This window comes from Streptomyces prunicolor NBRC 13075, from assembly GCF_000367365.1.
In the GTDB taxonomy this organism is placed as follows: Bacteria; Actinomycetota; Actinomycetes; order Streptomycetales; family Streptomycetaceae; genus Streptomyces; species Streptomyces prunicolor.
Window position 1 is genome coordinate 1 of record NZ_BARF01000060.1, and the last position, 26,164, is coordinate 26,164.

Here is a 26,164-nt window from a genome sequence, read left to right on the forward strand (position 1 = left end):
CTAGGTTCGGAAGCATGCGACACATCAAACTCGGCACGACCGGGCTGGAAGTCTCCGCCATCGCCCTCGGCTCGGCTGCATGAGCTTCGGCGAGCCGGACCGGGGCGGCGCGCCCTGGTCGCTGGATGCGGATGCGCTCCGGCCCGAACGGCGCCGGGCTGTCCCGCAAGGCGATCTTCGCCGAGCTCGACGCCTCCCTGAAGCGACTGGGGACCGACTGCATCGACCTGTACCAGGTCCACCGCTGGGACTACGACACCCCGATCGAGGAAACCCTGGAGGCGCTGCACGACGCGGTCAGGTCCGGGAAGGTCCGCTACATCGGAGCCTCTTCCATGCACGCCTGGCAGTTCGCCAAGGCCCTGTACCTGGCTGACCTGAACGGCTGGACCCGGCATCGGCGTGATCCCGTGGAGCCCGCTGGCGCGGGGCAGGCTGACCCGGGCCCGGGCAAGCGGGGTCTGTCCCCGGCCCAGGTCGCCCTGGCCTGGGTCATGCGCAACCCGGTGGTGACCTCACCCATCGTCGGGGTCACCAAGCCGGCCCAGCTGGCCGACGCGGTCGCCGCGGTGGACGTCGAACTCGACGAGGACGAGGCCGCCTACCTGGAGGATTCCTTCTACAAGCGGCAGCCTGTGGCGGGCTCCCGGTAGTCCGGGCTACCGGCACGACTCCCCTGCGGGCAGGGAGGATTGGAAGGCTCTCCAGGTGGTGGGGTGGAGGCGGAGGGAGGGGCCGTTGGGGTTCTTGGAGTCACGTACGGCGACGGTGGTGGGGATGTTGGTGGCTATCTCGACGCACTCGGCCTTGTCGTTGCTGTAGCTGGACTTGCGGTACTCGAACGTGGGCATGGTTCACAGTCTCTTGCGCAGCTCGTGGAGGAACGAAATGGATTCCCGTTCGCTGAGGGAGCGTTCAGTGATCGTCTCGAACAACTCGGCGTAGGCGGCTGCGAATTCTCCGCCCTCCACCCAGCGTTCGACGAACGGTGCCTCCACGTAGACGACATCCATGGCGCCGGGCTCGGCGAACGACATGATGTTGAACGATCCGTTGAGGCCCGGGTGCGTACCGGCGTCGAACGGGAAGACCCGGAGGCTGATGTTCGACTGGTCGGCCACCTTGATCAGCCCGTCGAGTTGGCTGACGGCTGTGGCCTCGCCGCCGGGAAAGTTGCGGAGGGTCGCCTCGTAGATCACCGTCTCCAGCGACAGTGGAGAGGCGTCGGACAGGCGGCCTTGTCGGGCGAGCCGTGCCGCGATGAACTTTTCGTCGGCCTGGGAACCTCTGATGGTCTCCGTGGCCGCCGGTTCAGTCCTCAACGCCCTTACGTACTCGGGCGTTTGGAGGAGTCCGGGGATGAACGCGGGTTGCCATGCCTTGATGGCCGTCGCGGCGCTCTCCAGTGCGACGTACTCCTGCATGACACCCGGGATGTCGAAGTCGTCCCACCAGCCTTTGGCCTTCCGGCGCTCCCGGTCGACCCTCGCCAGTTCGAGGAGGCCACCGATCTTTCCGAGATCACGGACGCCGTACAGCTCGCACAAGGCCCGGATGTCCGGATCGCGCACGGGAACCCAGCCGCCCTCCAGCTTGGCGACCTTGGCCGTCGAAGCGGAGAGCGCCTTCGCGGCCTGCGGCTGAGTGAGGCCGGCCGTCGTGCGGAGCTGGAGGAGTTCGGCTCCGAGCCTGCGCCCCAGAACGCTGGTCGTGCTGTTGCCCTGACGGGCCTGACTCGCTGTCACCCGGCTGCTCCTTCGGTGCTGTGCGCGGTCAGTTTGCTCGGTGGGGGACCGGGCTGGCAAACACGATTGGTGGATATCTTCCGGGAAGAGCTTGAAAGCCTTGACGCCGCGCCGCTACCTTCGGTGGCGAACCGATCGCAGAGTGGCGCCAGTTGATTCGCGGCGCGACTCGCCCACGCCCGGAGGTGAGCGACATGGTCGCCCCTGAAGTCCCCCTCCATCACGACCGCCTCGACTACACCCCGCTCCCCAAGAGCGTCACCCTCGCCCGTCGCCGAGCCCACCGCCTCCTCACCGAGTGGGGTCACCCCGAACTCGCCCCCGACACCGCCCTGTTGGTCTCCGAGTTGGGCGGCAACGCCGTACTGCACGGATGTCTGCGTGACCGGCTCTTCCGAGTCGAACTCACCCTCACGGAACGCGCCGTACGCATCGCGGTGTCCGACCCGAAGGGTGAGTTACGGCCGAACCTCCGTGAGGTCACCGAGGGCGACATGTTCGGGCGGGGACTGCTGATCGTCGGTCAGATCGCGGACCGGTTGGGGCGTGCGCGAGCTCACCGTGGGTAAGTCGGTGTGGTGCGAGTTGGACGTCGTACGGCAGCACTCACAAGGCCCGCTCCATGCAGACCAGTTGATCCCGCTCGTCCCATGACTCGGTGACGGCGAAGCCGAACCGTTCGTACAGGGCGATGGCTCCGGTCCGCCACTTCCACACCGACAGCCGCACGGTGTCCGCGCCACTCTCCGCCGCGTGCGCAATCGCCGCATCCAGCAGGCCCGAGGCAACTCCCCGACCCCGGAACGCGGGGTCCGTCCAGAGCCTCTTGATCTCCAACTGCCCGTCGGCGGGGGCGGTCACCACCAGACACCCCACCGCGGCGCTCCCGCTGCGAGCCACCAGCACGACATCGTCGGCGAATGCGGTCCGCGGGTCCGAGATCTCCGCCCGGTACCGATCCGGCAGCGCGTCCGCATCGGCAATGGGCTGCCCCTTCTCGGCCTCCGTTCGCAGGTGGTACGCCGTCAGCAGCGCGCCCAGCCCGTCCTCGGCGGAGAGGGTCCGGCCTGGCCGGCGGACGATGGAAACCTCACGTTGATCAGCCATGACGTCAAGTATCCAGAGAATCCAGGAACGGCAAGACCCACCCCAGGCTCGTCCAGGACCCGCCCGATCTCCAACCACCTGCACCGGGTTCCGCTTCCGCTTGTCCGGCACGGTCTGGCGGAGATCTACGCCACGCAGGGCCGGAGCGAGGAGTTGCGGACACTCGCCGGGTCCGAGAACGAGGGCCTGGCGCTCCTGCTGGCCGACACGCTGGCCGGGCAGGACGATCTCGAAGCCAAGGTCGCGGTGATGAAGGTGCGCCTTCAGGTCGATGAGGAGGACGCCCGCGACGAGTTGATCGAGCTGCTGCGCGCGCAGGACCGCATCGATCAGGCCATCACTTTCCTCCAGCGGTACACGCACGAATACGTCGAATGGAACCTGCTGGTCCGTCTGCTTCTCCTCCAAGGCCGTGTCAAGGACGTCCAGTTGATGGCCTACGAGGAAAGTGGCCCCCGTCGCGACGCGCGCTCCATGGTGGCGTACCACTTCGCCGAGCAGGGACGGATCGACGAGCTGCGGAGACTCGTCACGCCTGGCAGCTCTACGGGTCTCGCTCTCCTGCTGGCCCGCGCACTGGTCGCTCGGGGGCGCGTCGACGAGGCGGTCCGGGCCCTCGACCGGGCCGTTGAAGACACGGATGCGAGGTACCCGGCTGCCATCGAACGGCTCACCAAGGCCGAGGCCGACCTGCTGGCCGAGTACGACCGGCCAGATCAGAACAGGAACTGATCGTCACCCCACGCCGACCGCGCTCCACGCCGCGCCCACCGCGCCGTACTCCGAACTCCCCGCCCCGTAAAGGTCCTTGGTCGCGTTGAGGGTCGCCGTCCGGGCCCCCGCGTAGTTCGTCGAGGACGTCATGTAGACCGTCAACGCCCGGTACCAGATGGCCCCGAGCTTGTCCCGGCCGATTCCGCTCACCGAAGAGCTGTTGCACGTGGGCGAGTTGTAGCTCACGCCGTTGATGGTCTTCGCGCCGCTGCCCTCCGCGAGGAGATACGCGAAGTGGTTGGCGACGCCCGACGAGTAGTGGACGTCGAGGTTGCCGACCGACGAGCTCCAACAGTCCGCCGAATTACCGTCCTTGGACGGCTGGTCCATGAACCGCAGCGCCGCCTTGCCGAAGCCCGACCGCACGATCTTCTCGCCGATCAAGTAGTCCCCGGGATCGGAGGAGTTGTTGGCGTACCACTCCACCAGCGTGCCCATGATGTCCGAGGTCGCCTCATTCAGCCCGCCGGACTCGCCCGAGTACGTCAGCGCCGCCGTCTTGGACGTCACGCCGTGCGTCATCTCGTGCCCGGCGACATCCAGCGCCACCAGCGGACCGAGCTGCGTCCCGTCACCGTCGCCGTACGTCATGCAGAAGCAACTGTCGTCCCAGAAAGCGTTGTTGTAGCTGTTGCCGTAGTGGACGCGGTTGTACGACCCCTTGCCGTCGCCCGCGATGCCGTTGCGGCCATGGACGTTCTTGTAGTAGTCCCAGGTCTCGTTCGTGCCGTACTGCGCGTCCACCGCCGCCGATGAACGGTCCGAACTCACCCCCGTTCCCCAGTGGTTGTCGGTGTCCGTGAACACCGTGGACGGGGCGCGGCTGATGCAGATGCCGAGGATGCACAGGTCGGTCTTGTTCGCCGCGTCACCGGTGTAAGTCCCGCCGCGCGTCGCGTCCTTGAGCTGATACGTCGATCCCGACAGCGTCGTCTCCAACGGCACGGTCCCGCTGTACAGCGACTTCCCGTCGCCGGTCGCCGTCTCCACGCTGTCCCAGGCGTCGATCTGGGTGCCGCTGCGGGCGTCGGTCAGCACCGTGCGGGCGACCGGGTTGCCGAGCGAGTCCTTGGCGACCACGTTCGTCCGCCAGGCGAGCTTCGGGGTGCCGTGCAGGGCGTCAACTATCAGCTGGGGCTTGGCGGTCACCCCCTTCAGCACTTCACCGAGATTCGCCGCCCGCAACGCGTTCACCGCCAGGTCCGCCGCCTTCGGAGCGGCCACCTTCGGCGTCACGGACGACAGGGATATGGCGCTCCGGGTCGCGCGGTCGGCGCTCCGGTAACTGCCGTTCGGGGCCAGATGGACCACGAAGTCGCCGCCCAGGACGGGGAGTTGGCGGTACGTACGGTCGTAGCGGACGTGCTGGGTGCCATCCGCGTCGACGATCACGTCACGAACCGACGTGTCCTCCGCGGCCGTCAGGCCCAAGCCCGCCGCATGGGCCACCAACGCCGACGCGGCGTTCGCGATCGCGGTGGTCCGGGACGGCCGGTCGGCCGCGTGGGCGGTGGGGGCGAGGGTGGCGGCCAACAGGGTCGCGGCGCCGGCCGCGACACCGGCCGTGGCGAGACGGGAACCTCGAATGTGCCGTGTCCGACTCATGGCTCTCCTCAAGAACGCAAGTGGGGGGCGTGGGGGCTGCGTTGATGTTGAATGAGATTTAAAGGGGCCATGACATGTCATGTCCATAGCGCGTGCAAAGACTTCAGGGATCAGAGACTTCCGGGATCAAAGCCTTCCGGGATCAAGGAGAGCGATGACGACCCCCTCGACGCCCCTCCCCTTCTTCGTCTACGGCACGCTCCGCCCCGGCGAGCCCAACCACGACCGCTTCCTGCGCGGCCGTACGGAGTCGGAGGAGCCGGGACGCCTCCACGGCGCCGCCCTCTACGACGGCCCCGGCTACCCGTACGCCGTCGAGGCCCCCGGCGCGGTGATCGTCGGCGAACTCGTCACCACGCGCCCCGAGGCCTACCCCCAACTCCTCATCGCCCTCGACCGACTTGAGGACTACGCCCCCGGCGACCCGGCCAACCTCTACGAACGCGTCGAACTCCGGGTCACCCGCGATGCCGATGCCGATGCCGACACCGACGGCACGTCCGTACGCGCCTGGGTGTACCTCGCCGCCCCCACCGTCACCGCCCGCCTCCGCACCCACGGCAAGCTGATCGAGGGCGGCGACTGGATCAACCGCCGCTGAACCACCCCTGAAGGGGCCTCAGTTGCCGCGGGCCTCAGTTGCCGGAGGCCAACGCCCGCGTGATGCCCTTCTCCTTCGGCCCGAGGAAGTGCGGATCGGGGTGGAACATCAGGTCCAGCGCCGCCTTGCCCGCCGCGAAGACCTCGCGGGTGCCGCCGTAGTACCAGGTCGCGTCGTGCGTGTCGTCGACACCGACGCCGTACGAGTCGACCCCCGCCGCGTCGCACAGCGCGACCGCCCGCCGGATGTGGAAGTTCTGGCTGATCAGTACGGCCTTGTCGACGCCGAAGATCTTCTTGGCGCGGACACAGGAGTCCCAGGTGTCGAAACCGGCGTAATCGGTCACCACGCGCGCGCGTGGCACCCCGTGCTTCGCCAGGTAGACACGCATCGCGTCCGGCTCGTCGTAGTCCTTGCGGCTGTTGTCGCCGGTCACCAGGACGACCTTCACCCGGCCCTCCCGGTACAGCGCCGCCGCCGCGTCCAGCCGGTGCGCGAGATACGGCGACGGCTCGCCGTCCCACAGCCCCGCACCGAAGACCACGGCCACATCGGTGCGTGGCGCGTCCTGAAGGGTCCGCAACCGGTCGGCCGTGGACACCCACAGCCAGGTCGCGGGAAGCAGCGCGAGGACACAACCGGCGGCCACCACCTGGACGAACTGCCGCCACCCGGCACGCGTGCGTGGCAGCCGCGGCCGACGAAGTCTCAGGCGGCGCATCAGACGTATCAACGGGGGCCCCTCCGCGTTCGGTTTCGACAGTCACAGACGCGCCGTAACGCCCTCCGGTTCGCCGCCCGCAGTGTGACCGGCTTCACTGTGAACCCGGAAACGGCAGGTCACATCGCCTCACACACCCCGGCACCCCACCGTGAACCCCCCGAAAAGACCCGTGATTCCAGTGCAACGGGGTGGCAACCTCCCCCTGCCACCATCACTTCATGACGGCGTTGATCCCACCTCGCGAGGAACCCACCTTCGGCAGTACGCCCGCCCTCGTCCTGGTGGCCCACGGCAGCCGCGACCCGCGCGCCCTGAGCACCGTACGAGCCCTCATGGCCCGCGTCCGCGAACTCCGCCCGGGTCTCCCCGTCCACCTGGGCCACATCGAACTCAACGAGCCCCGCCTCCAGGACACCCTCACCGAACTGGGCCCCGCGGAAGCCGTCCTGGTCCCCCTCCTCCTGTCCCGCGGCTACCACGTCAAGCAGGACATCCCCGAGCTGGCCGCGAAGGCGAAGACCCCGGCACGCACGCGCGTGGCACCCCCTTTGGGCCCGCACCCCCTCCTAGTAGAGACCCTCTACGACCGCTTGGTGGAGGCGGGTTGGCGCACGCGGATGGACGACAGGACTCGCAGGGCGAGCGCCGTGGTCCTGGCCGCAGCGGGCTCCCGAGACCCGGACTCAAGGCTCGACACCACCCGCACAGCCAACCTCCTGGCCGCCCGCCTGGGCGTCCCCGTGATCCCGGCCTACGCCTCCGCAGCGACCCCCACGGTCCCCGAGGCGATCCGCGCCCTCAGGGCCCGAGGCCACCACAGGGTGGCAGTGGCATCCTGCTTCACAGCCCCGGGTCGCTTCGCAACCCAGTGCGCGGAACAGGCCCCCTGGATCGCATCGGCCCCCCTGGGAGCCCACCCCGCGATGACGAGGCTGATCCTCCACCGCTACGACCAGACCCTGGCAACCAACGGCGCGGTCATCTCCCTAAGGGGCGCGGGGCTGTATCGATGTGCGGCTCCGCCGCGTGAGCGCGACCAGTACAACGCACCCGCACTCGCCCCCAAACCGCACCCGGCAAACGCATAGGCGCCCCGCAACTCCCGAATTGTCACTACCGCCGCTTACTGTCGAAGCATGGAAGGCACCGCAGGCACACGCACAGCAGCACCCCACCCCTACGACCCGACGTCAGTCGACCGCTGGGCAACAGAGCCCGACAAACGCCCCGGCCGCACCGCCTTCCAACGCGACCGCGCCCGCATTCTCCACTCCGCCGCCCTACGCCGCCTCGCAGGCAAAACCCAGGTGGTCACCCCAGGAACCCGCAGTCAGGCCTGGGACGCCAGCCCCCGCACCCGCCTCACCCACTCCTTGGAGTGCGCCCAGGTGGGCCGAGAGCTGGGCGCAGCCCTGGGTTGCGATCCGGACCTGGTCGAAGCGGCTTGCCTCTCCCACGACCTGGGCCATCCCCCCTTCGGCCACAACGGCGAACAGGCACTGAACGAATTCGCGGACGACTGCGGCGGTTTCGAGGGCAACGCCCAGTCCCTCAGACTCCTCACCCGCATCGAACCGAAGCGCTTCGTAAGAAGAGACACGACAGGCGACGGAAGCGCGACGACCGGCGACATGGTGAGCGTGGGCCTCAACCTCACCCGTGCCACCCTCGACGCCGCCACCAAGTACCCCTGGCCGCGCGGAGCGCACCCCATTGACCCCAAGTCCCCGAAGTTCGGTGTCTACGACGACGACCGGCCCGTCTTCGACTGGGTCCGCAAGGGCGCCCCCGGCACCCGCACCTGCTTCGAGGCCCAGGTCATGGATTGGTCGGACGACGTGGCGTACTCCGTGCACGACGTCGAGGACGGCCTGCACGCGGGCCACATCGACCCCAACTGCCTGCACGCCGAACCGGAACGCCAGGAGATCTTCAAGGTGGCCATCGGCCGCTACGTCCCCGCGGACACGGCCCCCGAGGAACTCGCCGAGGCGCTGGACCGGCTCCAGAACGAGCCGTGGTGGCCGCACGGTTACGACGGTTCGGCGGTGGCGCAGGCCCGCCTCAAGGACGCCACCAGCCAACTCATCGGCCGCTTCTGCCTGGCCGCCGAGTCCGCCACGCGCGCGGCGTACGGCACCGGCCGCCTCACCCGCTACGACGCCGAACTCGTCGTACCGCACGAGGCACGGCTGGAATGCGCGGTCCTCAAGGCGGTCGCCGACCGATACGTGATGCAGCGCGCGGAGCAGGAGCGCATCCGCGCCGACGAGCGCATCGTGGTCGCCGAGCTCGCCGAGGTGCTCACGACCCGCGCGCCCGACGGGCTGGAGCCGCAGTTCCGCGCGCAGTTCGACGAGGCGCCCGACGACCGCGCCCGCAAGCGGGTGATCGTCGATCAGATCGCGTCACTCACCGACGCGTCGGCGCGGTCTCTTCACGCGCATCTCACGTCGCTGGGGCACAGTGACGCGAAACAAGCCCGAATGTGACCCTCCGTGGCCTGATCGGGCCACACCCCCTTCCCGCATCACACTGCGTGCGGGAGGCTCGCCTATGGCGGCACCATCACGAGGAGGCATCAAGTGGTCGACGCGGATCAGACGTTCGTCATCATCGGAGGAGGCCTGGCCGGCGCGAAGGCGGCCGAGACGCTCCGAGCGGAGGGCTTCACCGGCCGCGTGATACTGATCTGCGACGAACGCGACCACCCGTACGAGCGCCCGCCGCTGTCCAAGGGCTACCTCCTCGGTAAAGAGGAGCGCGACAGCGTCTTCGTCCACGAACCCGCCTGGTACGCACAGAACGACATCGAGCTGCACCTCGGCCAGACCGTCGACGCCATCGACCGTACGGCGAAGACGGTGCGCTTCGGAGACGACGGCACCCTGGTCCGCTACGACAAGTTGCTCATCGCCACCGGCTCCGAGCCCCGCCGCCTCGACATCCCGGGCACGGACCTCGCGGGCGTCCACCACCTGCGCCGCCTCTCGCACGCCGAGCGCCTCAAGAACGTCCTGGCGTCCCTGGGCCGGGACAACGGCCATCTGGTGATCGCCGGCGGCGGCTGGATCGGCCTGGAGGTCGCCGCGGCGGCCCGCGAGTACGGCGCCGAGGTCACCGTCGTAGAACCGTCCCAGACGCCGCTGCACGGCGTCCTCGGCCCCGAACTGGGCCAGCTCTTCGCCGACCTGCACGCCGAGCACGGGGTGCGTTTCCACTTCGGCGCCCGGCTCACCGAGATCGTCGGCCAGGACGGCATGGTGCTGGCCGCCCGTACGGACGACGGCGAGGAGCACCCGGCGCACGACGTCCTCGCGGCGATCGGCGCGGCCCCGCGCACCGCGCTCGCCGAGGCGGCGGGCCTGGAGCTGGCCGACCGCGCGCACGGCGGCGGCATCGCGGTCGACGAACGGCTGCGCACCTCCGACCCCGACATCTACGCGGCCGGTGACGTGGCCGCCTTCCACCACGCCCTCTTCGACATCCGCCTCCGGGTGGAGCACTGGGCGAACGCCCTGAACGGCGGCCCGGCGGCGGCCCGCGCGATGCTCGGCAAGGACGTCACCTACGACCGCGTGCCCTATTTCTTCTCCGACCAGTACGACTTGGGTATGGAGTACTCCGGCTGGGCGCCCCCGGGCTCCTACGACGAAGTGGTGATCCGGGGAGACGCGGGCAAGCGGGAGTTCATCGCCTTCTGGCTGAAGGAGGGACGCGTGCTGGCCGGGATGAATGTGAATGTGTGGGACGTCACAGAGCCCATCCAGCAGCTCATCCGCTCCCGCGCGCGCGTGGACACCCACGCCCTCGCGGACCCACACGTTCCACTGGACAGCCTGGGCGTCTAGCGGTCCTCGTCGTCACTGGTGTCAGTCCGGCCCCGTAGAATTCACGCGTGGCAGGACGGATCAACGACGAGGACGTGAAGGCGGTTCGGGACGCGGTCCCGATCGACGCCGTGGTGTCCGAGTACCTCCAGCTGCGGAACGCGGGCGGCGGCAACCTCAAGGGTCTCTGCCCGTTCCACGACGAGAAGTCGCCGTCCTTCCAGGTCAGCCCCAGCAAGGGTCTCTTCCACTGCTTCGGCTGCCAGGAGGGCGGCGACACCATCACGTTCGTGATGAAGGTCGACCACCTCACGTTCTCCGAGTCGGTCGAGCGTCTGGCCGCCCAGGCCGGCATCACGCTGCGGTACGAGGAGGGCGGGTACAACCCCGCCAACCAGCGCGGCGAGCGCATCCGCCTGGTGGAGGCCCACAAGGTCGCCGCCGACTTCTACGTGGAGCAGCTCGCCGTCAGCCCCGAGGCGGACACCGGCCGCAAGTTCCTCGCCGAGCGCGGCTTCGACCAGTCCGCCGCCGAGCACTTCTCCGTCGGCTACAGCCCGCAGGGCTGGGACCACCTCACCAAATACCTCCGCGGCAAGGGCTTCACCGACAAGGAGATCCTCCTCTCCGGCCTCGCCCAGGAGGGCCGCCGCGGCCCCATCGACCGCTTCCGCGGCCGCCTCATGTGGCCGATCCGCGACATCGGCGGCGAGGTCGTCGGCTTCGGCGCGAGGAAGCTCTACGAGTCGGACAACGGCCCGAAGTACCTCAACACGCCCGACACCGCGATCTACAAGAAGTCGCAGGTCCTCTACGGCATCGACCTCGCGAAGAAGGACATCGCCAAGTCCTCCCGCGCGGTCGTCGTCGAGGGCTACACCGACGTCATGGCCTGCCATCTGGCAGGAGTGACGACGGCCATCGCAACCTGCGGTACGGCCTTCGGCACCGACCACATCAAGATCCTCCGCAGGCTCCTGATGGACAACGGCTCGGCCCGCGTGATCTTCACCTTCGACGGCGACGCCGCCGGCCAGAAGGCGGCCCTGCGCGCCTTCGAGGACGACCAGAAGTTCGCCGCCGAGACATACATCGCCATCGCGCCCGACAACATGGACCCCTGCGAACTCCGCCTCGCCAAGGGTGACGAAGCGGTCGCCGACCTGGTCCAACCCCGCACCCCGCTCTTCGAGTTCGCGCTCCGCCAGATCGTCGTCCGCTACGACCTCGACACCCCCGCGGGCCGAGCCTCCGCCCTGGACGAGGCGGCCCCGATCGTCGCCCACATCAAGAACAGCGGCGCCCAGCACGAGGTCGCCGTCCAGCTCGCCGGCATGCTCGGCATCCTGGACACCCAGTTCGTGGTCAAGCGCGTTGCCCAGCTGGCCCGTTGGGCCCGTGACCGAGGAGGCAAGGGCCCGGCGCCGACCCGAGGCGGACAACAGCAGCAGCCGTACGACACCACCCCCCGCACCCCCACCGGCGGCCCCGCCCTCACCCTGCGCAACCCGGTCTTCGCCACCGAGCGCGAACTCCTCAAACTCGCCCTCCAGCGCCCCGACTTGGTCTCCCCGGCCTTCGACGCGTACGGCGTCGACGAGTTCACCGCCGCGCCCTACGCGGCCGTACGCGAGGCGATCATCGAGGCGGGCGGCGCCGAGTACGGCCTTCAGGACGCGCAGGACTATCTGGTCCGGGTCCGCGAGGCGGCACCGGACGACGCGGTCCGCGCGATGGTCACCGAGCTGGCCGTCGAGGCGATCATGCGCCGCACGGTCGACGAGAACTACGCCGGCGAGCAGCTGGTCACGGTCCGCCGAAGAGCCGTGGTACGCCGCATCGGCGACATCCAGGGCGCGCTCACCCGCCTCGGCAGCCACGGAGACTCGGCCGAACTGGCCGCCGTACAGAACGAGTTGTGGGTACTTCAGCAGTACGACCAGGCACTCCAGGTGCACGGCGCCTCAGCGCTCTGAGCACGTAGTCACGGAACGGACTCAAAAAGTCACCGCACGCCCCTCGTGGCGGCGATGTGTCGTACTCCACACTGGGTTCCGGTGCCTGAGTCCTCGGAGCGCGGCCGATCCGTCCCCAGCGGGTCCTTCACCCCCGCGGTTCCGCTCATCGAGTACGGGACGGATTGCGGCGAGGCCGCCCACTCCGCCCCTGAAGTACCGCTGCCGTACCCTCTGGCAGCGATCATCCTGGAGGTCGCCCCCGTGCAGACCCAGACCCTCGACCAGACCGAGACCAGCACGACGGACGGCGCGGAACCGGAAGCGGAGACCGATGTCCTCGCGACCGTCCCTCCGCAGAACCGTGCCGCGCACCACCCCGAAACCGTGGAGGCGGAGAGCCCGCCCGAGCTCGAAGAACCGACGGCCGAAGCGGTGGAGACCGCCGAGGCCCCCGAGCCCGAGGCACGGCCCCGCGGCCGGGTCGCCGCCGACAACGGCGCGCCCTCCTCGGACCTGTTCCGCCAGTACCTGCGCGAGATCGGCCGCATCCCGCTGCTCACCGCGGCCGAGGAGGTCGACCTCGCCCGCCGCGTCGAGGCCGGCCTGTTCGCCGAGGAGAAGCTCGGCGGCGCGTCCGACCTGGACAGCCAACTCGCTCTCGACCTGGACAAGTTGGTCGTCATGGGCCGGATGGCCAAGCGCCGCCTGATCGAGGCGAACCTGCGGCTCGTCGTGTCCGTCGCCAAGCGGTACGTCGGGCGCGGGCTGACCATGCTCGACCTCGTCCAGGAGGGAAACCTCGGCCTGATCAGGGCAGTTGAGAAATTCGACTACGCTCGCGGCTACAAGTTCTCGACGTACGCGACCTGGTGGATCCGCCAGGCCATGTCCCGCGCCCTCGCCGACCAGGCCCGCACGATTCGCGTCCCGGTGCATGTCGTCGAACTCATCAACCGGGTCGTCCGGGTCCAGCGCAGAATGCTCCAGGAGCGCGGCTACGAGCCGACGCCGGAGGAGGTCGCCGACCACCTGGACCTCGCGCCCGAGCGCGTCAGCGAGGTGCTCCGCCTTGCCCAGGAGCCGGTTTCGCTGCACGCGCCGGTGGGGGAGGAGGACGACGTTGCCCTCGGTGACCTGATCGAGGACGGCGATGCCACCAGCCCTGTGGAGTCGGCCGCGTTCATCCTCCTCAGGCAGCACCTGGAGGCGGTCCTGTCGACGCTGGGGGAGCGGGAGCGGAAGGTCGTACAGCTCAGGTATGGGCTTGCGGACGGGCGTCCACGCACGCTGGAGGAGATCGGCCGGATCTTCGGGGTGACCCGGGAGCGGATACGGCAGATCGAGTCGAAGACGCTCAACAAGCTGCGGGATCACGCTTTTGCGGATCAGCTGAGGGGCTATCTGGACTGATGCCGTCTGCGGGCCCGGTGGGGGCTGGTCGCGCAGTTCCCCGCGCCCCTGAAGACTCGGGCGCGCCCAGTTCTTTAGGGGATCCCCGCGCCCCTGAAAAGACCTCAGCCGAGGGGCTTTTAGGGGCGCGGGGAACTGCGCGACCAGCCACGACGGGCCGTCACACACACGACGACCCCCCGTGGCACTCTCTATGGATCTTTTAGTCGACCTCGGCCACAGCCTGCGCGAACTGTGCCTTGTACAGCCGCGCATACGCCCCGTCCGCCGCCAACAGCTGCGCGTGCCCGCCCTGTTCGACGATCGCCCCGTTCTCCATGACCAGGATCGTGTCCGCGTCCCGGATCGTGGAGAGGCGGTGTGCGATCACGAACGACGTACGGCCATGGGCGAGTTTGGCCATCGCCTTCTGGATCAACACCTCCGTACGGGTGTCGACCGAAGACGTCGCCTCGTCGAGGACCAGGATCGTCGGGTCGGACAGGAATGCCCGCGCGATGGTGATGAGCTGCTTCTCACCGGCGCTGACCCCCGTACCCTCGTCGTCGATCACCGTGTCGTAGCCGTCGGGCAGCGTACGGACGAACCGGTCGGCGTGCGCCGCCCGCGCCGCCTCCTCGATCTCACCCCGGGTGACCTCGCGAGAGGCCCCGTACGCGATGTTGTCCGCGATGGAGCCGCCGAACAGCCAGGTGTCCTGGAGCACCATGCCGATCCCGGACCGGAGTTCGTCCCGGGACATGCGCGCGATGTCGACACCGTCGAGGGTGATACGGCCGCCGGAGACCTCGTAGAACCGCATGAGGAGGTTGACGAGGGTGGTCTTGCCGGCGCCGGTCGGGCCGACGATCGCGACCGTGTGGCCCGGTGACACCGTCAGCGAGAGGTCCTCGATGAGCGGCTTGTCGGGGTCGTAGCGGAAGGAGACGTGCTCCAGGGAGACCAGGCCGCGGAGTTCCTCCGGGCGTTCGCTCGGCATCGGATCGGGCTGCTGCTCCTCGGCGTCGAGGAGTTCGAAGATCCGTTCCGCCGAGGCGACGCCGGACTGCACCAGGTTCGCCATCGACGCGACCTGAGTCAGCGGCATCGAGAACTGGCGCGAGTACTGGACGAACGCCTGCACGTCACCGATCGAGAGCGAGCCGGACGCGACCCGTAGGCCGCCGACCACGGCCACCAGCACGTAGTTGAGGTTCGACACGAACATCATCAGCGGCTGCATGACCCCGCTGTTGAACTGCGCCTTGAAGCCCGCCTCGTAGAGCGCGTTGTTCTGCTCCGCGAACAGCTCCGCGGACTCGTCCTGGCGGCCGAACACCTTCACCAGGGTGTGGCCGGTGTACATCTCCTCGACGTGCGCGTTGAGCTTGCCGGTCGAGCGCCACTGCTGCACGAAGTGCGGCTGCGAGCGCTTGCCGATGCGGGTGGCGACGAGGAACGACAGCGGCACGGTCACCAGCGCGACCAGGGCCAGCAGCCAGGACACCCAGAACATCATCGCGAGGACGCCGATGATCGTGAGCAGCGAGTTGATGAGCTGGCCCATCGACTGCTGGAGGGTCTGGCCGATGTTGTCGATGTCGTTGGTCGCGCGGGAGAGGACCTCACCGCGCTGGCGCTTGTCGAAGTACGACAGCGGGAGGCGCGACATCTTCGTCTGCACGCTCTCGCGCAGCCGGAACATGGTGCGGTTGACCGCCCGGTTGACCATCCGGGTCGCCACCGCCATCAGCAGCCCGGCCACCAGGAACGTGCCCAGCGCGAGCAGCAGCACATGACCCACCGAGGTGAAGTCGATGCCCTTGCCCGGGGTGAAGTCCGTGCTCTTGAGCATGTCCGCGACCGAACCCTGGCCGCGGTCGCGCATCGCCTGGAGGGCCTGCGCCTTGGTCGTCCCGGCCGGCATCTGCCGCCCGATGATGCCCGCGAAGACCAGGTCGGTGGCGTTGCCGAGGATCTTCGGCCCCACCACGTTCAGCCCGACGCTGATCACCACGCACACCAGCAGGATGCCGATGGTCAGCCGCTCCGGCCTGAACTGGCCGATCAGCCGCTTGCCGGACACCTTGAATTCCATCGAACGGGCGTCGGGGCCCGTCCCGGCCATCATCCGCCCCATGGGCCCGGCCATCAGGCGGCCTCCGCTTCCGTCAGCTGGGAGAGCACGATCTCCCGATACGTCTCATTGCCCGCCATCAGTTCGTGATGGCGCCCCGTCCCCACGACCCGTCCCTCGTCGAGTACGACGATCCGGTCCGCGTCCCTGATCGTCGCCACCCGCTGCGCCACGATCACCACGGTCGCCTCGGCGGTCTCCCGCGAGAGCGCCGCCCGCAGCGCCGCGTCGGTCGCGTAGTCGAGGGCGGAGAAGGAGTCGTCGAAGAGGTAGATCTCCGGCCGCTGTACGAGTGTCCGCGCGATCGCGAGCCGCTGCCGCTGACCGCCGGACACGTTCGTGCCGCCCTGCGAGATGGGGGAGTCGAGCCCGTTCTCCAGCCCCTCGACGAAGCCCTTGGCCTGCGCCACCTCCAGCGCGTGCCACAACTCCTCGTCCGTCGCGTCGGGATTGCCGTAGCGAAGATTGGTCGCCACCGTGCCCGCGAAGAGGTACGGCTTCTGCGGGACCAGGCCGACCGTCTTGGCGAGCAGGACCGGGTCGATGGTCGACACGTCGACTCCGTCGACGAGGACCTCGCCGTCGGTCGCGTCAACCAGGCGCGGGACCAGACTCAGAAGGGTGGACTTTCCACTGCCGGTCGAGCCGATCACGGCCGTCGTCTCGCCCGGGCGGGCCACCAGGTCGATGGACTTCAGTACGGGTTCCTCGGCACCCGGGTAACAGAAGCCGACCCCGCGGACCTCCAGATGCCCGTGCCGGCGCAGCTCGGTGACGGGCGCGAGCGGCGGCACGACACTGGACTCCGTGTCGAGGACCTCCTCGATGCGCTCGGCACAGACCTCCGCGCGCGGCACCATCATGAACATGAAGGTGGCCATCATCACGGACATCACGATCTGCATCAGATAGGCGAGGAACGCGGTCAGATCGCCGATCTGCATCCCGCCACTGGCGATCCGGTGCGCGCCGAACCACACGACCGCGATCGACGACAGGTTCACGGTCGTCATGACCACGGGGAACATGAGCGCGAGCAGGTTGCCGGTCTTCAACTGCATCTCGGTGAGATCGCTGTTGGCCTTGCGGAACCGGTCCTTCTCGTACTCGTCCCGGACGAAGGCGCGGATCACGCGGTTGCCGGTGATCTGCTCGCGCAGCACCCGGTTCACCGCGTCGAGGCGCACCTGCATCGACCGGAACAGCGGCCGCAGCCGTCGCACGATGATCGTCACGCAGATGGTCAGCGTCGGCACCACCGCGATCAGCACCCCGGACAGCGGCACGTCCAGGCCGAGCGCCAGGATGATCCCGCCGACGCACATGATCGGCGCCGACACGAGCAGCGTGAACGTCATCAGGGTCAGCATCTGGACCTGCTGGACGTCATTGGTCGTCCGGGTGATCAGCGAGGGCGCGCCGAACTGGCCGACCTCGCGGGCCGAGAACGACTGCACCCGGTCGAAGATGGCAGCCCGGATGTCCCGGCCGACGGCGGAGGCGGTGCGCGCGCCGTAGTAGACGGCGCCCGTGTTGCACACGACCTGGACCAGCGAGATCCCGATCATCAGGGCGCCGAACGACAGGATGTAACCGGTGTCCCCCTTCACCACACCGTTGTCGATGATGTGCGCGTTCAGGGTGGGCAGGTAGAGGGTGGCGCAGGTCTGCAGGAACTGCAGCAGCACCAGCAGAGTGATGGGTTTCCTGTAGGGCCTGAGATAGGTCCGCAGAAGTCGTATGAGCACGCTGGGTCTCTCGGAGTCGGCGGGTGGAGGGCGGGCGGTGTGCCCCTCGCCCCCATCGTCGGACACTCCACCCGCGTTACCTCAACCGATTAAGCCAACAGCAGTGCCCTACGGCCCCTTATGCACCCTTAAGTGCCTTATTGGCGCCGTCGACTGTGCGTCCCTACGAGCGGAACGCGCCCGGATGGGTCTGTTCCCGTACGGACACGTACTGCTGCCGCACGGCCTGCCCTACGGCCAACTCGTCGCCGGGCTCGAAGACCTGGGCGACCGGTCCCTGCCAGGGCGGCGGGTTGCGCGGGTCGAGGGTGCCCTGGGAGACCCCGAGCGCCCAGGCGGCCTGCCGGGCGGCGCCGAGCGCGGCGTAGTCGGCGGGCTGCGGTACGACGATCTGGGTCCCGAAGAGCGCGGGCGCCGCGGCCTGCACGGCGGGCAGCTCGGCGGCCGACCCGAGCAGGAAGAGCCGCCGTACGGCCACACCCCGCCCGCGCAGCACGTCCAGCGCGTCGGCGAGCCCGCACAGCATGCCCTCGAACGCGGCCCGCGCCAGATGCTCCGCCTTCATCGACTCCCGTCGCAGCCCGGCCAACGTCCCGGCGGTGTGCGGCAGATTGGGTGTCCGCTCACCCTCCAGATACGGCAGGAACACCAGCCCGTGCGCCCCGGGCGTCGACTTCATCGCCAGCTCGGACAGGCTCTCCAGGTCGGACAGCCCGAGCAGTTCGGCGGCGCCCCGCAGGGTCCGTACGGCGTTCAGCGTGGTGACGACCGGCAGATGCATCCCGGTCGCGTCGGCCAGCGAGGTGATCATCCCGCTCTGGTCGACGAGCGCCTCGTGGTGCACGGCCATCACGGACCCGGAAGCGCCGAGCGACACGACCGCGTCCCCGAACCCGATGCCGAGCCCGAAGGCGGCGGCCATGGTCTCGCCGGTGCCGGCGGAGATCAGCAGCCCCTCCGGGGTCGTACCGGCCGCGTCGGAGGGACCGATCACCTCGGGGAGCATGGCCTGGTGGCCGAGGGCGAGTTCGACGAGATCGGGCCGGTAACCACCACTGGCGGCGGACCAATAGCCCGTCCCTGAAGCCCCACCCCGGTCGGTCGTCCTCCGCACGGGCCGCCCGAGAAGCTGCCACACGAGCCAGTCATGGGCTTGTAGCAGCGCGGTCGTCCGCCGGGCGTTGTCGGGCTCGGTCCGGTTCAGCCAGCGGAGCTTGGTGACGGGCTGCGCGGCCTGCGGTACGGAACCCACCGCCTGCGCCCACGCCTCGCGCCCGCCGAGCGCGTCGATCAGATCGGCCGCCGCGACCTGCGCCCGCTTGTCACCGCCGACCATCGCGGGCCGCACGGTGTTGCCCTGCGAGTCCAGCGGCACCAGCGCGTTCTGCTGCGCGGAGACGCCGATGGCCTGCACGCCTTCGAGCAGCCCCCCGCCGGCCGCCTCGCCGAGCGACAACAGCCAGGCCTGTGGATCGACATCGGAGGGCCGCCCGCCGCCCTCGGTCTCGGTTTCGACCGGATGCGGCGCATATCCCTGCCTGAGCACGGACCCCGTGTCCGTGTCACAGACGACGATACGAGTGAAATCGGGCGAACTGTCCAACCCGGCGACTATCCCCATGGCGGAAATTCTGCCGTACGACGGGAGGTGACGGCGCCGGGTCGGGACTCCCTAGGTGTTGCTGGTGCCCCAGTCGTCCTCGCCCGTACCGTTCGCGTTGCGCTCACGCAGAGAACGTACGCGCTGGGCGACCGAGTCGGGGACCCGGTCGCCGACCTTGTCACTGACCGCGTGGTACGCCTTGCCCGCGTACTGGCGCCCCTGCTGTGCCGCCGTCTCGGCGGTGTTGCGGACGGCGGGGTTCTGCGCGACCTGACGCGCCGACTTCTTCAGCTGCTCGTAGCGCTCGCGTCCGGCCCGCGTGCCGAGCACGTAACCCAGAGCCAGTCCGACGACGAACGTGAGCTTGTAGCGCATGACGGCCATCCTTCCCTTGCGTAGGTTCCCCTGCGTGGGCTCCGGGGCTCCGGCGCGGCATCGGTGCCGGGGGAACCGATTGGCGGAGCACCCCCCTGCTTGCGCTAATGTATGTGTCGCAGCGAGCGCACGCCCCCTGGCGAATACCCAGGGAGGTAGGTTCGATGCAACGAGGCATTCCCCTGTAGCTCAATTGGCAGAGCAGCCGGCTGTTAACCGGCAGGTTACTGGTTCGAGTCCAGTCGGGGGAGCTTCGATCTTCCGTAGCTCAATTGGCAGAGCAGCCGGCTGTTAACCGGCAGGTTACTGGTTCGAGTCCAGTCGGGAGAGCGCAGTGAGGAAGCAGTGATGAGGACCCCGTTGGGGTCCTTTTTCATGTCCCCCGGAACCGCTCGTGACGTGCCGCAGTCCTCATGGTCGTGCGAAGTCGACCATCCGAAGCAGGAGATCGTATGAGCGGCTATGCTGCGGCAGACGGCGCGTACAAATGTGCGCGACGCGCCGTAATGGGGCGGTAGCTCAGCCGGTTAGAGCAGCGGACTCATAATCCGTCGGCCGTGGGTTCGAGTCCCACCCGCCCCACCTGTGCAGGCTTCTGACCTGCGGAAACGTTCATTTTGTCCTGTCGGATCGTCAACTTTGCCTGAACGGGCTGAATCCGCTGCTCGCGAGTTCGGCCTCGTTGCCGGTGTCGGTAGTGTGAATGCTCCTGACCTGCACGAATGTTCCAGTTTGCAGTGGTTGACCTTGCGGTACATGGCTCCTGTGGCTGGTTGGGCATTGGATTCTGGACGCTGGCTGGACGCGGGGAAACCGGAAGCATTCGCTCCGGTGCCGAGTCATCCACTCTGCCCGGCGGGTAGCGGAGTGGGCGTGGTGTGGTGGCAACTGGGCTCGCCTGGATCCTGCCGTTGCCGACGTGGCCCGGTCGGCGTGGGGGAGAAACGGCCCGTACTGAAAACGGCCCCAGATCGCACCACCGAGTCGTCCCCCCCCGTGTCTCACGGTTTCGGCGGGGCATGTAAGCCAAGGGGTGCCGACGTACCCCGTTCGGCTGCTCGGACTACGGACTGCCGGTAGCTGAGTTTGTTCCGACGCCCGTTCACCGCCTACGGGAGGCGTGTTCCAGGTACGACTTTGCTTGGCGAGGGAGTGTCTCAGGTGGCGATGAAAAAGGGTGGCCCACCGGGTGTTGCGGGCGGCCTGGCTGAAGATGCCGTTCTGAAGGAGAGCGCCACGATGTGGTCCTCCCCGCGGCCGTGTCCTGCCATAAGTAGCTGTTGTCGTTCCGATCTTGAGGGGCATGCGTCGAACGGGAGTCTCGATCGGGTGGTTGGTGCAGGCTGCGGGCATGAAGACAGGGCCTCTCGGTAGCTCGGGGTTGCGAAGCCAACCGAGATTCGGGAGACCCTGTTGCCGCAGTTGTACGTGCTCACGCCGGTGGTGCTCAACCCGGCTGCACCGACATGTGATTGTGTCGCTACTCAGCAGGTCTTGGGGCTCATGTGGTGCGCCGCCGTGGGTGCTCCTGCCTGTCGGGTTGGAAGCACCCACGGCGGGAGGGATCAGGGGATTTGCTGGTAGAGGGCGGTGACCTGGTTGGGGGTGAGGGTGTAGTTCCAGGCCTGGACGGTGCTGATCAGGCCGGGGAAGAAGTCGTTGTTGGTGCCGTTGTGGAGACTGCGGCCGATGGTGAAGGCGTTGGCGGCGTTCCAGGAGGTGACACCTGTGGCGGTGGCGGCGAGGCTGCCGTTGAGGTAGAGCTGGGCGGTTTTCGTGGTGGCGTCGTAGGTGCCGACCAGGTGGGTCCAGGTGTTGGCGGTGGCCGCCGTTGTTGAGTCGGCGACTGTGAGGGCAGGGTCGGCGGTGTCGGTGTTCGCGAAGGCGAGGGCCCAGCGTGGGCTGCCGGGGTCCGCGTAGTCGTACTGGAGGTAGAAGGGGCTGTTCTGGGTGCCGTCCTGGGCGGCGACGGTGGCGTTCCTGGTGGGCAGTGAGGAGAGTTTCACCCACGCGGAAACGGAGTAGCTGCCGGCCGTGTTGAGCGCCGGCCCGCTGCCGGCGGCGTAGCCGGTGGTGCCGTCGAAGGAGAGGGTTTCGCCGCGGGTGGTGTCGTTGGTCCAGGTGGTGGTGCCGTTGAGGGTGAGGGTGTTGCTGCCGACGCCGGTGGTGTCGTTGACGGTGTAGGGGGTGTCGGTGGGGGCGGTGTCGTTGGCGATGGTGAATCCGTCGCCGTCGTCGAGGGCCCAGGTGTCGTGGGGGGAGAGGATGGCGAGGCCCTCGGCGGCGTACCCGGCGTTGGTGAGGTTGACATGGTCGCCGGCGTCGGCGGCGGTGGCGAGTTTGTCCTCGCCGTTGCCGGTGTCGGGTACGGCGAGGGCGGTGTTGAAGTCGGCGTAGTAGACCGGCGGGGTGGACCAGGGGCTGCCGAGGTCCATGTCGTCGAGCCAGTCGTTGACGTCGGTGCGGTTGGCGTCGACCGTGCTGGTGCAGGGGTCGTTGGCGGTGGCGCCGTCGCCGGTGAAGCCGTCGCAGGGGGTGAGGGAGGTCAGCGTGGTGGAGATGCCCCAGCCTTGGAGTTGTTGGACGAGGGCGGTGTAGCCGTTGGCTTCCAACTCGTCCGGGGTGCTGCCGCCGAGGAGGTCTTCGAGGCCTTCGTAGACCACGACGTTGCTGATGCCGGGCTGGTCGAGGATGTCGCGGTCGATGCGGGAGAGGGCTGAGGGGCCGCCGAGGATCTTGGAGTTGTAGAGCTGCGGGTTGTCGGTCATGAGGTCGTTGGATTCGATGCCCTCGGCGATGGTGCCGTAGGGGGTGGGGGTGGTGGGTTCGGCGCCTTCCAGAGTGTCGGAGACGCGGTTTCCGCTGGTGATGGGGGTGGTGTTGGGCTGGAAGGCGTCGATGAGTCCGTCACCGAGCACCGCTTCGGTCGGGATGTGGCCGGTGGTGACGTCGACGTTGGTGACGAGGTCGGTGAAATAGCCCTGCAGGGTTCCGGTGGTGCCGGCGAAGGGCGTGCCGGTGGTGTCCGTGGTCTTGTCCCCGGCGCCGCTGACGGTGACGTACTGGTAGGCGTTGTTGGCGAAGGAGTGCTGGACCAGGTACGGCACGGAGTTGGTCAGCTGATAGGAGACGAGGAGGTAGTGGTTGGCGGTGACGGGGAAGGTGAGCGGGTCGCTGTAGACGGAACCGCCCTCTGGGATGGCCACCGCCTGGCTGCCGCCGAAGGTGAGGGTGGTGGGGGTGGCGGCGGGCACGGCGGAGATGACACCGGACCCGGAGGCCTGGGCGATGGTGGCGTGGCCGATGGACAGCAGGCTGGAGCCGATGGCGTTGTCGAGCTTGATGCGGACGGTGTTGCCGGAGATCGAGGCGGGCAGGGCGATACGGAAGGTCTGGTTGGAGAAGTTGGCGCCCTGGAAGTTGTACTGGCCCTCGTTGGGGTTGGCCCAGGCGCCGGTCCAGCTCTGGCCGGCCGGTGCGGCGGCTGTGGCGCCTTTGGCCTCGGGTGTGCCTGTGGTGGTGTTGCGGGTGGCCATGCCGAAGATGTGCAGGGACTGGGTGTGGTAGCCGATGTGGTTGCCCACGTCGGGCAGCGTCACCGAGGCGATGGTCTTGGCCGGGTCGATGGGTACGGAGAAGGCGTAGAGCCGGTGCGGGGTGGTGGTCTGCCCGGAGGTGTTGTTGCGATGGGGCAGGACCACGGCGGCGATGGAGTCGGCGCTGACGGTCCAGCCGGGAACGGTCAGGTCGTATGTCGCGGTGGTGCCGTCGGTGTAGGTGACGGTGCCGGTGGCCGCGCAGGCTCCCGTCGGGTCGGTGCCCGAGAAGCAGTACGAGCCGCTCACCGGGGTGTCGGCCGGGACGTAGGGCGCGGTGTCGTCGTTGGCGATGGCTCCGGGGGTGGACAGCCCCGACCAGGTGGAGGTGGCCAGGAACTCCAGCGCGTTTCCGGAGCCGTTGTAGGTGATGGTCTGGTTGGCGGCCAGGACGTTGTCCTTCTGTCCGGCTCCGTAGGCGGGCAAGGTGAAGGTCGCTCCGTCGACCGTGACTTTGCCGGCGCTGGCCCAGCCTGCGGTGGCGAGGTCGGTGGCGGAGTAGCTGTCGCCGCTGCCGTCCAGGTCGGCCTGGGCGGGGGTGGCGTCGGCGCTGATGCCGGTGTTGTTGAAACACGCGGACAGGCTCGTGCAGGTGGTGTTCGGGTCCCCGGCGGCCAGGAACGGGTAGCCGGTGGTGCCGGAGTCGTCGCCCGCGGCGTCCACGGCATACACCCAAAGGGTGTGCGGACCGGGGGAGTAGGGAGTGATGGTCACCGCGGCGGCGTTGCTCGTGGCGGTGACGATCTGGGAAGCGGGCGGGTTGCTGGTGGCGGGCGGTACGTCGACGGAGTAGACGAACTTCGTCGCGCTGGCCCCGCCGCTGGTGGACACGTTGAAGGTGCCGGCGGTGCCGGCCGCGGCGCCTGTGACCCCGTCGTTGTCGGTGTTGGGGTAGAGGTTGTTCTTCGAGGTGACGGTGGGGGCGCTCGGCGCGGTGGGTTCGGCCACGAAGTGGCAGGTCGGGGACTGGGTGTAGGCGGTGGAGTCCTCACCGTCGGTGACCTTGACCTGCCAGTCCACGATCTGGCCGCTGGTCAGCGAGCTGATAAAGCTCGCCGGCAGGCTGTAGGCGGCGTTGGAGCCGCTGGCCAGGTTGTCGCCGCTGAGCCCGGTGTGCAGGGTGGTGGAGCCGTTGATCCAGTACTGGAAGGTCGCCTGCAACTTGTCACTGTCGGCGTCGGAGACCTTCGCCCTCAGCACGGGCGGGGTGCTGGCGATGGTCTTGCCCATGTACGGGTAGTCGGGGCCGGTGGTGTCGCAGGCCGCGTCGTCCGCGCCGGCTACCGCTGCCATCGTCGCTTTGGAGGGGGCAGAGGGAGGGCGGTTGTAGAAGATCTCCAGGCTGGGGTTGTGCGAGAAGCGGGAGAAACCGCCGTCGTCGTGGCCGGCCTCGGCGGAGTCCTCGCTGAGTGTGGCGGTGAAGGTGGCCGAGTGACCGGCGGCGTTGTGCTTGATGGGGGTGAGCACGTTCAGACCGTGGGTCACCGAACCATTCGAGGGGCAGTATGTCGGGTTGTAGGCGCGAGCGAAGGCGACGGAGGTGGAGTAGCTGTTGTAGCCGGGCCGGTTGTTCCAGTCGGTGCCCGATCCGATGCCTCCGGACCAGTGCAGATTGACGGTGTAGGAGCTGGAACAGGACGCGGAGTAGATCTCCGTGGCGTTCACGGTCGCGGTGTTGATGTGCGCGCCGAAAAGGGTGGAGGACAGCTTCCACTGGTAGATCGCATGTTCCTTGCCGGTGTAACAGGCGCCCTCCTGCCAGCCGTTGTAGCCGACCCCCAGGTATCCGTTGTCGGCGAGCGAGCCAGTCTGGTTGTAAAAGGACTTGCTGGGACAACCCTGTTTGACCTCGTCGAAGGCCGGGGCGGCGGGATCGTACGGGTGCCAGTTGAACGTGGGGTCGATGTAGACCGGGAATACCGTGGAGCGGGCCGTCAGCATCCGCGAGTCCGGAACGAGGGACAGCTGTGAGGCGGACACCTTCGTACCCACCGGTGCCTCACGCGCGGCCAACCCGGGGTGCGCGGCGTCCGAGGAGTCCGCGGCGACCTTGGCCGTGCTCGCCGTATGCGCCTTCTTGGCTGCCGAAGTTGGCAGCACGGTGTTGGAGTCCCACATCATCGGGCTGGCCGCGTCCATGAGGTCCCGGCCACGGATGTCACGCAGTGCGAGATCGTCCGAGTTGCCCCGGGCCAGGCGGCCGCCGGTCACCTGGGTACCCAGACGGAGGGTGGCCAGCGCCGGGTTCCGCGCGGCGGCAGGGGACTTGACAACCAGCGTGTCGGTGAAGCCGCCGGCGGCGGTGGCCGAGACCACCAGGTCCACCGAGGGCAGCACGGACCGGTAGGTCGCGGATCCACCCTTGACGACGGGGGCGGGCAGCGTCCCTGGCCAGGAGACGGCCATGCTCACGCCGCCGTAATGGGTGGTGACCAACGGGGCGTGACCACCACCGGAGAAGGACACCGTGCCGTACGCGGTTGCGGCCGGGGACCAGGTGCCGTCGCTGTTGTGGTGCAGTGTCATGTCGACAGCGACCCAGCTTCCGTGCTGCTTTACGCGCACGGGCTCGGGGTTGGCCGACAGTTGGAATCCGCCGCCGGGACTGGCGGTCACCTGCTGGACGGGGGTTGTCAACGAGCTGATCGTGACGGCTTTCCCGGTCTTCTGTGCTGTCGCCGCAGCGGTCTCCATCGCCTCAAGCTGGGGGGCCGACGGACCATAGCCGTTCGACAGCTGAGGCAGATCCGATTGCTCGGACGTGTCGTCGGCGACTGGGGCGGAGGCGCCAGAGGAGTAGAGGGCCGCGCCCCCAGGAGTGTCGGCATAGGCGGGGGGCAGGCTCGCTGTGGCGGCGAGCAGGGCAAGCGTGGCGGTGACGGCGGCTCTGCTCCGGCCGGTGGTTCTGCGTGCGCCGGGTATGCGGTGCCTTCGCATGGGGACATCCACCTCTGTCTGAGACCTGAAGATCC

The 26,164-nt window shown here is 68.5% G+C and carries 18 protein-coding genes, 3 tRNA genes and 1 pseudogene; 12 read left to right on the forward strand and 10 right to left on the reverse strand.

The features are described from left to right. The first annotated feature begins 14 nt into the window (after positions 1 to 14). Positions 15 to 653, forward strand: a pseudogene (locus SPR02S_RS56450) (aldo/keto reductase). A gap of 6 nt (positions 654 to 659) precedes the next feature. On the opposite strand, the gene SPR02S_RS27265 reads toward SPR02S_RS56450, so the two are convergent. Both SPR02S_RS27265 and SPR02S_RS27270 read right to left on the reverse strand, forming a co-directional pair. Continuing rightward, positions 660 to 851 carry a DUF397 domain-containing protein gene (locus SPR02S_RS27265; protein ID WP_019060188.1) on the reverse strand — a complete coding sequence of 64 codons (192 nt, stop codon included), beginning with the start codon at positions 849 to 851 and terminating at the stop codon, positions 660 to 662. 3 nt (positions 852 to 854) lie between these two features. Continuing rightward, positions 855 to 1,745 carry a helix-turn-helix domain-containing protein gene (locus SPR02S_RS27270; RefSeq protein ID WP_019060189.1) on the reverse strand — a complete coding sequence of 297 codons (891 nt, stop codon included), beginning with the start codon at positions 1,743 to 1,745 and terminating at the stop codon, positions 855 to 857. 194 nt (positions 1,746 to 1,939) lie between these two features. Here SPR02S_RS27270 and SPR02S_RS56455 point away from each other — a divergent pair, with 194 nt between their 5' ends. After that, a complete protein-coding gene (locus SPR02S_RS56455; RefSeq protein WP_306305745.1) occupies positions 1,940 to 2,314 on the forward strand; it encodes an ATP-binding protein in 375 nt (124 codons plus the stop codon). Positions 2,315 to 2,351: 37 nt separating this feature from the next. Here SPR02S_RS56455 and SPR02S_RS27280 read toward each other — a convergent pair whose 3' ends face one another. Then, positions 2,352 to 2,852: a GNAT family N-acetyltransferase gene (locus SPR02S_RS27280; RefSeq protein WP_019060190.1), complete on the reverse strand. Its 501-nt coding sequence runs from the start codon at positions 2,850 to 2,852 to the stop codon at positions 2,352 to 2,354. Here SPR02S_RS27280 and SPR02S_RS27285 point away from each other — a divergent pair. After that, a complete protein-coding gene (locus tag SPR02S_RS27285) occupies positions 2,841 to 3,584 on the forward strand; it encodes a hypothetical protein (RefSeq protein ID WP_158697880.1) in 744 nt (247 codons plus the stop codon). The two genes, SPR02S_RS27280 and SPR02S_RS27285, sit on opposite strands and share 12 nt — an antisense overlap. 3 nt (positions 3,585 to 3,587) lie before the next feature. Here SPR02S_RS27285 and SPR02S_RS27290 read toward each other — a convergent pair whose 3' ends face one another. After that, positions 3,588 to 5,231, reverse strand: coding sequence for a M4 family metallopeptidase (locus SPR02S_RS27290; RefSeq protein ID WP_019060192.1), 1,644 nt, complete (start codon positions 5,229 to 5,231; stop codon positions 3,588 to 3,590). A gap of 154 nt (positions 5,232 to 5,385) precedes the next feature. Here SPR02S_RS27290 and SPR02S_RS27295 point away from each other — a divergent pair, with 154 nt between their 5' ends. Continuing rightward, the gene (locus SPR02S_RS27295) at positions 5,386 to 5,832 is read left to right on the forward strand and encodes a gamma-glutamylcyclotransferase family protein (protein ID WP_019060193.1); all 447 of its coding nucleotides are present in this window, start codon (positions 5,386 to 5,388) and stop codon (positions 5,830 to 5,832) included. 34 nt (positions 5,833 to 5,866) lie between these two features. Here the strand turns inward: SPR02S_RS27295 and SPR02S_RS27300 are convergent, their stop codons facing one another. Then, positions 5,867 to 6,553 (reverse strand): SanA/YdcF family protein, encoded by a 687-nt coding sequence (locus SPR02S_RS27300; protein ID WP_026150904.1) that lies wholly within the window; start codon positions 6,551 to 6,553, stop codon positions 5,867 to 5,869. Between the two features lie 221 nt (positions 6,554 to 6,774). Here SPR02S_RS27300 and SPR02S_RS56460 point away from each other — a divergent pair, with 221 nt between their 5' ends. The 5 genes from SPR02S_RS56460 (at position 6,775) to SPR02S_RS27325 (ending at position 13,754) form a co-directional block, all read left to right on the forward strand. Continuing rightward, complete coding sequence (locus tag SPR02S_RS56460; protein WP_019060195.1) at positions 6,775 to 7,644, forward strand: sirohydrochlorin chelatase; 870 nt, start codon at positions 6,775 to 6,777, stop codon at positions 7,642 to 7,644. 48 nt (positions 7,645 to 7,692) lie between these two features. Beyond that, the gene (locus SPR02S_RS27310) at positions 7,693 to 9,048 is read left to right on the forward strand and encodes a deoxyguanosinetriphosphate triphosphohydrolase (RefSeq protein ID WP_026150905.1); all 1,356 of its coding nucleotides are present in this window, start codon (positions 7,693 to 7,695) and stop codon (positions 9,046 to 9,048) included. Positions 9,049 to 9,141: 93 nt separating this feature from the next. After that, positions 9,142 to 10,407, forward strand: coding sequence for an NAD(P)/FAD-dependent oxidoreductase (locus tag SPR02S_RS27315; RefSeq protein WP_019060197.1), 1,266 nt, complete (start codon positions 9,142 to 9,144; stop codon positions 10,405 to 10,407). Between the two features lie 47 nt (positions 10,408 to 10,454). Beyond that, positions 10,455 to 12,362, forward strand: coding sequence for a DNA primase (gene dnaG, locus SPR02S_RS27320; protein WP_019060198.1), 1,908 nt, complete (start codon positions 10,455 to 10,457; stop codon positions 12,360 to 12,362). A gap of 81 nt (positions 12,363 to 12,443) precedes the next feature. After that, positions 12,444 to 13,754: an RNA polymerase sigma factor gene (locus tag SPR02S_RS27325; RefSeq protein WP_019060199.1), complete on the forward strand. Its 1,311-nt coding sequence runs from the start codon at positions 12,444 to 12,446 to the stop codon at positions 13,752 to 13,754. Positions 13,755 to 13,956: 202 nt separating this feature from the next. Here the strand turns inward: SPR02S_RS27325 and SPR02S_RS27330 are convergent, their stop codons facing one another. The 4 genes from SPR02S_RS27330 to SPR02S_RS27345 form a co-directional block, all read right to left on the reverse strand. Further along, entirely contained in the window at positions 13,957 to 15,885 is a 1,929-nt protein-coding gene (locus tag SPR02S_RS27330) for an ABC transporter ATP-binding protein (RefSeq protein WP_019060200.1), read from the reverse strand. Continuing rightward, the gene (locus SPR02S_RS27335; protein WP_026150906.1) at positions 15,885 to 17,618 is read right to left on the reverse strand and encodes an ABC transporter ATP-binding protein; all 1,734 of its coding nucleotides are present in this window, start codon (positions 17,616 to 17,618) and stop codon (positions 15,885 to 15,887) included. Before SPR02S_RS27335 ends, SPR02S_RS27330 begins: the two co-directional genes overlap by 1 nt. 163 nt (positions 17,619 to 17,781) lie before the next feature. Then, on the reverse strand, positions 17,782 to 19,239 hold the full coding sequence (locus SPR02S_RS27340) for a xylulokinase (protein ID WP_026150907.1): 1,458 nt from the start codon (positions 19,237 to 19,239) through the stop codon (positions 17,782 to 17,784). A 51-nt stretch (positions 19,240 to 19,290) separates the two neighbouring features. Continuing rightward, complete coding sequence (locus SPR02S_RS27345; RefSeq protein WP_020684218.1) at positions 19,291 to 19,596, reverse strand: hypothetical protein; 306 nt, start codon at positions 19,594 to 19,596, stop codon at positions 19,291 to 19,293. 178 nt (positions 19,597 to 19,774) lie between these two features. Between SPR02S_RS27345 and SPR02S_RS27350 the strand changes: the two genes are divergently transcribed. From SPR02S_RS27350 to SPR02S_RS27360, 3 genes are all read left to right on the forward strand, one after another. Then, positions 19,775 to 19,847: transfer RNA gene (locus SPR02S_RS27350), tRNA-Asn, on the forward strand. 6 nt (positions 19,848 to 19,853) lie between these two features. After that, positions 19,854 to 19,926 (forward strand) — tRNA-Asn (locus tag SPR02S_RS27355). Positions 19,927 to 20,104: 178 nt separating this feature from the next. After that, positions 20,105 to 20,178 (forward strand) — tRNA-Ile (locus SPR02S_RS27360). A 983-nt stretch (positions 20,179 to 21,161) separates the two neighbouring features. Here the strand turns inward: SPR02S_RS27360 and SPR02S_RS27365 are convergent. Continuing rightward, on the reverse strand, positions 21,162 to 26,129 hold the full coding sequence (locus SPR02S_RS27365; RefSeq protein WP_245607625.1) for a LamG-like jellyroll fold domain-containing protein: 4,968 nt from the start codon (positions 26,127 to 26,129) through the stop codon (positions 21,162 to 21,164). Between the last annotated feature and the right edge of the window lie 35 nt (positions 26,130 to 26,164).

Coding starts and splice junctions, on each gene's coding strand:
- SPR02S_RS27265 (WP_019060188.1), bottom strand. CDS start 851: ATGCCCACGTTCGAGTACCGCAAGTCCAGCTACAGCAACGACAAGGCC.
- SPR02S_RS56455 (WP_306305745.1), top strand. CDS start 1,940: ATGGTCGCCCCTGAAGTCCCCCTCCATCACGACCGCCTCGACTACACC.
- SPR02S_RS27280 (WP_019060190.1), bottom strand. CDS start 2,852: ATGGCTGATCAACGTGAGGTTTCCATCGTCCGCCGGCCAGGCCGGACC.
- SPR02S_RS27290 (WP_019060192.1), bottom strand. CDS start 5,231: ATGAGTCGGACACGGCACATTCGAGGTTCCCGTCTCGCCACGGCCGGT.
- SPR02S_RS27295 (WP_019060193.1), top strand. CDS start 5,386: ATGACGACCCCCTCGACGCCCCTCCCCTTCTTCGTCTACGGCACGCTC.
- SPR02S_RS27300 (WP_026150904.1), bottom strand. CDS start 6,553: ATGCGCCGCCTGAGACTTCGTCGGCCGCGGCTGCCACGCACGCGTGCC.
- SPR02S_RS56460 (WP_019060195.1), top strand. CDS start 6,775: ATGACGGCGTTGATCCCACCTCGCGAGGAACCCACCTTCGGCAGTACG.
- SPR02S_RS27310 (WP_026150905.1), top strand. CDS start 7,693: ATGGAAGGCACCGCAGGCACACGCACAGCAGCACCCCACCCCTACGAC.
- SPR02S_RS27330 (WP_019060200.1), bottom strand. CDS start 15,885: ATGGCCGGGCCCATGGGGCGGATGATGGCCGGGACGGGCCCCGACGCC.
- SPR02S_RS27340 (WP_026150907.1), bottom strand. CDS start 19,239: ATGGGGATAGTCGCCGGGTTGGACAGTTCGCCCGATTTCACTCGTATC.
- SPR02S_RS27345 (WP_020684218.1), bottom strand. CDS start 19,596: ATGCGCTACAAGCTCACGTTCGTCGTCGGACTGGCTCTGGGTTACGTG.
- SPR02S_RS27365 (WP_245607625.1), bottom strand. CDS start 26,129: ATGCGAAGGCACCGCATACCCGGCGCACGCAGAACCACCGGCCGGAGC.